The following is a 7,081-nucleotide window of genomic DNA, read 5'->3' as shown; positions in this document are numbered from 1 at the left end:
GCGGTCTCCAAGGTGGCGCGCCAGCTCCCAGGCACGGCCTCAAAAGATGTCGCGCCCAGGTGCGCTCCCACAGGTGGGGGTGCCGAGGCTGTCGTGGGAGCGGACCTGGCCGCGACAGCTTTTCGCCGCGGTTCCCAAGGTGGCGCGCCAGCTCCCGGGCACGGCCTCAGAAGATGTCGCGCGCAGGGCGCGCTCCTACAGCGAGCCAGGCCGTGGGATTACCGCGCCAGGGTGCGCGGCGACCAGGTGTCCAGCATCTGCGCGGTGCGCTCGCGGCCCAGTTCGATGAGCTCGCGCGCGCGGTAGAACTCGTACACCGCCGAGACGTTGCGCGGAATCTCCACCAGCAGGTCCGGCGGATACGCGGCGAGGCGCAGGCGCGAGAGGTTGGCCTGCATCAGGTCCATCGACTGCGTCATCAGGTCGAAGGCGCCGGGGTCGCGGATCTTCCCTTCGCCATGCGGCAGCACCTTGCCGATGAGACGGCTGATCCTCCGCACGTACCCGGCATCGGCGACCGCGGCGACGTCCTTCTCCGGCGATTTGCGTAGTTCGGCGGCGCCGTCGACGCTCACGGCTATCACGTAATCCGCGTCTTCGCGCATCAGCGGAAGGACGGGCAACGGGTTGAGCAGCGCGCCGTCGACGAGGCGGCGGCCCTCGTGCGCGTAGGGACGGAACAGCGTGGGGATCGCGATGGACGCGCGGATCGCGTCGAACAGCGGCCCCCGGGTCAGCCACACCTCGCGCTCGCGATCGATGTCGGTGGCCACCGCGGTGTAGGCGATGTCGAGCTCCTCGATGTTCACCTCGCCGATCAGCTCGCGCAGCGCGGCCATGATCCGGTCGCCCTTGATGAAGCCGCCGCCGGAAAAGCTCCAGTCCACAAGGCGCAGCACGTCGAAGCGCGCGAGGGTCGACACCCAGTCGCGATAGATGTCGAGCTTGCCCATCGCGTAGATGCCGCCGATGAGCGCGCCCATCGACGTGCCCGCGATCGCGACGATCTCGAACCCGCGCTCCTCGAGCACCTCGATCGCACCGATGTGCGCGAGGCCCTTCGCCGCGCCGGCGCCTAGCGCGAGAGCGACGCGCGGCTTCCGTGGATCGCCGCCGGAAGCCGGCACCGCGCCGGGATCGGCGATATCGAGCTCGCTCATGCGCGTCCTGTCAGTGATGGTTGCCGTTGGCCTGGTAGCCGGACAGCGCCAGCTGCAGCAGGATCTTCATTTCCTCGCGCAGCGGCAGCGGCGAGACGATCTCGGCGTCGGGCCCGTACTTGAGCACGTCCATCAGCAGCTCGCGGGAATTCGAGTACGGCACCTTCAGCTCGTAACGGCCGTCGGGCAACCACTCGCCCTTCTGCTGCGAGTGCCAGTGCTCGTCGGCGACCCAGCGCGCCGCGTGCGAAGAGAAGCGGATCGTGGCCCAGGCCTTCGGCTTGCCGGCGAAGATGCCGTAGCTGGAGGCGAGCAGTTCGTTGAGCTCCGCGTCCTCGACGTCCTTCGCCTTCGCGTCGAGCGCCTGCGGATCGGCGATCCGGTCGACGGCGAAGCTGCGCAGCGCTTCGCGATCGTGGTCCCACACATCGAGGTACCAGTTGTCGCGGTAATGCGTCAGGCGTTGCGGCGAGACGGTGCGCTTGGTGTCGGAATTGGTGGTGCGGGCCTTGTAGCGGAACGTCAGCTGGCGCCGTTCGAGCACCGCGCCGGCGACGATGCGGAACACCTGCTGGTCCATCCGGCGCGCGCCCCAGGAGATCACGCGGATGCGATCGACAGGCAGCGCCTTGCCACTGCCGTGGTCGGAGAGCAGGCGCTCGATGCGAGCCTTGAACGGCGCGAGCGCGCCGGCGAGGACGCCCGGGTCGGATCGTCCGATGAGTTCGTTCAGCGCCATCAGCGCCGCGAGCTCGTCGCTGGTCAGCCACAGGCCGGGCAATTCGAAACTGTCGCCTTCGCCCGCCTCGTAGCGGAAGGAGGCCTGCTCGCCCGCCACGCTCTGCACGGGTGCGCCCAGTGCGTCGCGGAGGAAGGCGACGTCGCGGTACAGCGTGGCGCGCGAGCACTCCAGCTCGTCCATCAGTCGCGAGAGGGGCACCGGGTAATGGGCCGACTTCAGCAGCCGGTGCAGGGTCAGAATGCGCTCGTAGCGGTCCATGAGGTGTCGCCGGCAGGTGGAGCTTCGGAAAGTGTGTCCGCGTGGACGTGATGCCCATATCTACGCGTCTCAAGCATGAGGTCGGCCGCGGCGCTCCGCAAGAGAAAGCGCAGCCGCGACGGGTAGGAACCCGCTGCCCTGGCTCGCGCGGTTTGCGCCGGGGGCCATAAGGCGCAAAAATGCTGCTTTGCGATTCTCCCCAAGGCCATCCCCGACCATGGTGGAACCGAACGAGGCTCGCTCCGCGGTGCTGGGCCCGATGGGCCGGCCGGACGCGGGGGGGCCTGCCCGCAACCTGTTCTCCACCCCGATCGTGGTCGTCCAGACGGCCACGGCGACCGGTTACGGCCTGTGGATCGTGCTTGGCGCCGCGCTGGCCCTGGGCCTGTACGCGGACGGTCGCGGCGAGGTGCTGGCGCCCCTGGCGATCGGGCTGGTCCTCACCGGGAGCGGGCTGCTGGCGACGTGCCTGCGCCTTCCCTTCGCCCGCGACTGGCACGGCTGGAACCCGGCGCAGCGCATGATGCCCACGCTCGAAGGCATGATCGCGATGATGTCGTTCCTGCCGATGCTGGCGCTGGCCGGCCTGGCGCGGGGCGAGAACGACTTCTGGGCCACCCGCGTGGCGGGCGGCGCCCTGGCGGCGGGCAGCCTCGCCACCCTCGTCTATACGGCGCGGGCGGCGGCGCGGGAGCTTCCGCCGGCGGTGGCGACGATCGCCAACGTCTGGCCACTGGGCCGCACCGTTTCCGCGCTGTTCTCGGGCGGCCTCTGGTTCTGGGCCTGCGTCGCCTCGCAAGCCGAGACGCCGGCGCATCCGGCCGATCCCTGGCAGTTCGCGCTGCTGGCCGTGGCGCTGGCGCTGGGACTCGTCGAAGGCGTGCGCTGGCGCGCCCTGGGCCAGGTGGCCGAGGAACATGGCAGCGGCGCGGAAATCGCCACGGGCCGCGGCGCGATGGGCCTGCTGGGCTGGCGGGTGGCCGTCGCGATTCTCTCCGTCGGCCTTCCGTCGATGCTCCTGCTCTCCCATCCGGCCGGCCAGGCGCATGCGCTGGCGGCCGGTCTGGGGGCGTTAAGCTGCGTTATCGGTCAATGTCTCGAGCAACGCCTCTTCGGGCGCGCGTACGTCCGGCTCCTTTCAGGCCGGCGTTGAATACAGATATGGCGCGGGGGCGCCGACTCGCCGCCGGGCAACCAACAGATTCCATTCCACATCCGGGTAGACGATGAAAAAACTGCTGATCGCCACGCTCGTCCTCGCCGCCATGCCGTTCGCGGCATCGGCCCAGGACGCCAACGCCAATACGAACTCCAACGCCGCGCAGAACGGCGGCTGGACAGGCTCGGGCGAATTCGGTTTCGCGTCGTCGCGCGGCAACTCGCGCTCCGAGAACGCCAACGCCAAGCTGGGCCTGAGCCAGGAAAACGAGGTGTGGAAGAACAACTTCTACCTCAACGGCCTGCGCTCGAAGGGCGAGGTCACGGTCGAGGACCAGGACGGCAACCCGGTCGACAAGTTCAGCACCACGGCGAACCGCTACGACACCGGCGCTTCGGTGGGCTACAAGTTCGATCCGCGCAGCTACATCGTGACGGCCGCGCGTTACGAACACGACGACTTCGGCGCCAACATCTGGCAGGGCATCATCTCGGTCGGCTACGGCTACATCGCGCTGAAGAACGAGCGCGCCGAGCTGTCCTTCGAAATCGGTCCCGGTTTCAAGCGCTACCAGCCCGCCAATTCGACCCGCCCGGTGCTCAACCCGGACGGCACGCCGGCGACCGACGCGCAGGGTAACGCCCTGAACGAAACCTACAAGCCGGACGCCGAGAAGGAAGTCGTCGGCCGTGGCCTCGTCAACGCGAAGTACCGCCTCACCGACAACACGGCGTTGGAAGACACGCTGCTGGTCGAAGCGGGCTCGAAGAACCAGTACTACCAGAACGACGTCGGCCTCTCCGTCAGCATGACGAAGAAGATGGCGCTCAAGGTCGGCTACCAGATCCGCTACAACAGCGACACGCAGCCGGGCACGGTCAAGACCGACAAGCTGACGACGACGAACCTCGTCTACAACTTCTGATCCGCCGGAAGGTGCGCCCTGGCGATGGCGCGTCCCGCGTCAGCGCTGGGGTTTGAGGAACGCGTCCGCGCCCTGCGCCAGCAGCATCGCGGCGACTTCGTGGCCCAGTTCCACCGGGTCGTCGGCCGCGTAGTCGGCCTGGGCGACGATCAGCTCGCCCGTGGCCGCGTTGCCGACCATGCCATGCAGCGTGAGGCCGTGTTCGGCGACCACGCACCAGGCGCCGATCGCCACGGCGCAGCTGCCGCCGAGCCGGGCGTTCATCGCGCGCTCGGCGTTCACCGCGACGAGCGTTTCCTCGTCGTTGATCACGGCAAGAAGCTCGGCGACGCGGGCATCCTGCGCCCGCGACTCGACCGCGATCGCGCCCTGCCCGGGCGCCGGCAGCCACTCGGGGCTGGCCAGCCGCTGCGTGATCCGGTGCGACATGCCGAGGCGGTCCACGCCTGCGCAGGCGAGGATGATCGCGTCGTAATGGCCTTCGTCGAGCTTCGCGATGCGCGTGTTGATGTTGCCGCGCAGGTCGAGCAGCTGGAGGTCTGGACGCAGTGCGCGCAGCAGGGCTTGCCGGCGTAGCGACGAGGTGCCGACGCGGGCACCGTTGGGCAGGTCGGCGATGCTCGCGTGCGCGTTGCTGATGAACGCATCGGCCGCATCGGCGCGCGGCAGGATCGCCGAAAGGATGAAGCCGGGCTCGAGTTCGGCCGGAACATCCTTCAGCGCGTGCACGGCGATGTCCGCGCGGCCGTCCTGCATCGCGATCTCGAGTTCCTTGAGGAACAGGCCCTTGCCGCCGATCGTGGCGAGCGAGCGGTCGAGGATCTCGTCGCCACGCGTGGACAGCGGCACCAGCTCCACCACGAGGCCGGGGTGCGCCTGGCGCAGCTGGGAGGCGACGTGTTCCGCCTGCCAGAGGGCGAGGGCACTCTTGCGGGTGGCGATGCGAAGCGGTGCGGTCATGACATTCCCGGCGGAGCGATCGACGAAGTCCCCTATTGTCCCGTCCGCACGGGTGCCTGTCACGTCGCGGGACGTCGGCGGGACGCCAACGAGGGGCCCGCGCCGCGTCAGGCGCCGGGCATGCGCAGCAGCTGGCGAACCGCCGGGAGATTGCGGCGGCTGACCTCCGGCGTGACGTCCGTTCCCGAGAGACGCGCAAGGACGCGGCCATCGGCCAGGGTCTTCAGGCCGAGCAGGCGCTTGCGCGGCACCAGGCAGTTGCGATGCAGGCGCACGAGCCGCTCGCCGTGCGCGGTCTCCAGCTGGCGAAGCGACTCGTCGATCAGCCACATCCCGCCGCCGTGATGCACGGCGACGTATTTCTCGTCCGCCAGCAGGTAGTGCACGTCGTCGAGCGCGACGCGGACCTCGTCCGCGCCGCTGCGCGCCCGCAGCCATGCGCCGCGATCGGGCCGCGATGCCGGACGCCTCGCGTTCGCGCGGTCGAGCGCCTCGTCCAGCCGCTCCGCGCGCACGGGTTTCAGGAGGTAATCCGTGGCGCCGAGATCGAACGCGCTCAGCGCGTGCTGTTCGTAGGCGGTGCAGAACACGACCTGCGGCGGCGCGGGGAGCGTCGCGAGGCGGCGTGCCGCCGCCGTGCCGGTCAGTCCGGGCATCTCGACGTCGAGCAGCACGACATCGGGCGTGAGGCTCGCGCAGGCTTCGATCACGGCGTCGCCATCGCCGACCTCGCCCACCACGACCACGTCCGGCCGGCGCGCCAGCAGGCCGCGCAGGCGGACGCGCGCGAGTGGCTCGTCATCGGCGATCAGGACGCGCATGCGCGGTCTCCGGCAGGAACAGGGTGACGACGAAACGGCCATCGCGCGCGGTGGCGTCCGCCGTGGCGCGCTCGCCGAAGTGCAGGCGTACGCGCTCGCGCACGTTGCGCAGGCCATGCCCGGTTCCCGGCGTCGTCGGGGTGTCGGCGAGCGGGTTGTCGATGGTGAACGTCACGCCGCCCTTCACCGTGCGCGCCGCCAGGCGGATCGTGCCGCCGCCGCGGTTGGGCTGCACGCCGTGGCGGATGGCGTTCTCGACCAGCGGTTGCAGGAGCAGGCGGGGCAGCGGCAGGTCGCTCGGCACGTCGATGTCGCGTTCGACGCGCAGCCGATCGCCGAGTCGCAGCGTTTCGATCTCGAGATAGCGATCCACCAGCGCGAGTTCCTCGCCGAGCGTGCCCGGCGTCGAGGTGTCGCTGCCGAGCGCGGCGCGGAAGAGCTCGGCGAGGTTCTCGACGGTGCGTTCGGCCGCGTCCGGATCGACACGGATGAGCGTCGCCACCGCGTTCATGCTGTTGAAGAGGAAGTGCGGACGAATGCGCGCCTGCAAGGCGTCGACCTGCGCTCGCGCAGTGGCCGCGACACGTCCCTGCCACTGCGCGACGACGTAGAAATAGCGAAGCAGTCCCGCGCCGAGCAGGCCGGTCGCGAGCGTGCAGTCGCGCACGAAGCGGAAGCGCGACGGCGGACTCAGGCCGAGCTCGAGGTTGTGATCCACCCAGCTCAGCGCCGCGGCGCTCACTCCGACGGTCAGCACCAGCAGCAGCCACACCGCCGCGTACGGCCACATCCACGAGAGACGCTGCATCCACGGCCGCAGCTTGCACAGCGCCACGGTGAGCAGGATCGACAGCCAGCTGGTGAACAGGACGGCGATGCAGAAGTCGCGCAGGTCGCCGTCGTTGCCCGGTGCGAGCCACATGAGCGTGACCGTCAGGGCACCGACCACCACCAGCGCGAAAAGCACCGGCAAGCTGCAGAAATCGGGCAGCGGTGCCGATGCCGGACGGGTAGGTGCGGGCTGCTCGATGGCGGACATGCGGCGAGTATGCCGGA

General features: G+C 69.6%; 7 protein-coding genes. 2 read left to right on the top strand and 5 right to left on the bottom strand.

What is annotated here, in order from left to right:
* Positions 1-218: 218 nt before the first annotated feature.
* Positions 219-1,160, bottom strand: coding sequence for a patatin-like phospholipase family protein (locus BMW54_RS15810; RefSeq protein ID WP_090057962.1), 942 nt, complete (start codon positions 1,158-1,160; stop codon positions 219-221).
* 10 nt (positions 1,161-1,170) lie between these two features.
* On the bottom strand, positions 1,171-2,160 hold the full coding sequence (locus BMW54_RS15805) for a helix-turn-helix transcriptional regulator (protein WP_090057958.1): 990 nt from the start codon (positions 2,158-2,160) through the stop codon (positions 1,171-1,173).
* A 217-nt stretch (positions 2,161-2,377) separates the two neighbouring features.
* Here BMW54_RS15805 and BMW54_RS15800 point away from each other — a divergent pair, with 217 nt between their 5' ends.
* A complete protein-coding gene (locus BMW54_RS15800) occupies positions 2,378-3,313 on the top strand; it encodes a hypothetical protein (RefSeq protein ID WP_090057955.1) in 936 nt (311 codons plus the stop codon).
* Positions 3,314-3,386: 73 nt separating this feature from the next.
* Positions 3,387-4,244: a DUF481 domain-containing protein gene (locus BMW54_RS15795; protein ID WP_090057953.1), complete on the top strand. Its 858-nt coding sequence runs from the start codon at positions 3,387-3,389 to the stop codon at positions 4,242-4,244.
* Between the two features lie 39 nt (positions 4,245-4,283).
* Here the strand turns inward: BMW54_RS15795 and hemC are convergent, their stop codons facing one another.
* From hemC to BMW54_RS15780, 3 genes are all read right to left on the bottom strand, one after another.
* Positions 4,284-5,204: a hydroxymethylbilane synthase gene (gene hemC / locus BMW54_RS15790; protein ID WP_090057949.1), complete on the bottom strand. Its 921-nt coding sequence runs from the start codon at positions 5,202-5,204 to the stop codon at positions 4,284-4,286.
* A 107-nt stretch (positions 5,205-5,311) separates the two neighbouring features.
* A complete protein-coding gene (locus BMW54_RS15785) occupies positions 5,312-6,025 on the bottom strand; it encodes a LytR/AlgR family response regulator transcription factor (RefSeq protein ID WP_090058471.1) in 714 nt (237 codons plus the stop codon).
* Positions 6,003-7,064 (bottom strand): sensor histidine kinase, encoded by a 1,062-nt coding sequence (locus BMW54_RS15780; protein WP_090058467.1) that lies wholly within the window; start codon positions 7,062-7,064, stop codon positions 6,003-6,005. The genes BMW54_RS15785 and BMW54_RS15780 overlap by 23 nt, the downstream gene beginning before the upstream one ends.
* Positions 7,065-7,081: the final 17 nt, after the last annotated feature.

It is taken from the genome of Luteibacter sp. 329MFSha (genome assembly GCF_900111665.1).
GTDB lineage: Bacteria > Pseudomonadota > Gammaproteobacteria > Xanthomonadales > Rhodanobacteraceae > Luteibacter.
This window is presented reverse-complemented; position numbering and strand designations above follow the sequence as displayed.

Bases quoted from the DNA above. Each gene is read 5' to 3' on its own strand.
- BMW54_RS15810 (WP_090057962.1), bottom strand. From the start codon at position 1,160: ATGAGCGAGCTCGATATCGCCGATCCCGGCGCGGTGCCGGCTTCCGGC.
- BMW54_RS15805 (WP_090057958.1), bottom strand. From the start codon at position 2,160: ATGGACCGCTACGAGCGCATTCTGACCCTGCACCGGCTGCTGAAGTCG.
- BMW54_RS15800 (WP_090057955.1), top strand. From the start codon at position 2,378: ATGGTGGAACCGAACGAGGCTCGCTCCGCGGTGCTGGGCCCGATGGGC.
- BMW54_RS15795 (WP_090057953.1), top strand. From the start codon at position 3,387: ATGAAAAAACTGCTGATCGCCACGCTCGTCCTCGCCGCCATGCCGTTC.
- hemC (WP_090057949.1), bottom strand. From the start codon at position 5,204: ATGACCGCACCGCTTCGCATCGCCACCCGCAAGAGTGCCCTCGCCCTC.
- BMW54_RS15785 (WP_090058471.1), bottom strand. From the start codon at position 6,025: ATGCGCGTCCTGATCGCCGATGACGAGCCACTCGCGCGCGTCCGCCTG.
- BMW54_RS15780 (WP_090058467.1), bottom strand. From the start codon at position 7,064: ATGTCCGCCATCGAGCAGCCCGCACCTACCCGTCCGGCATCGGCACCG.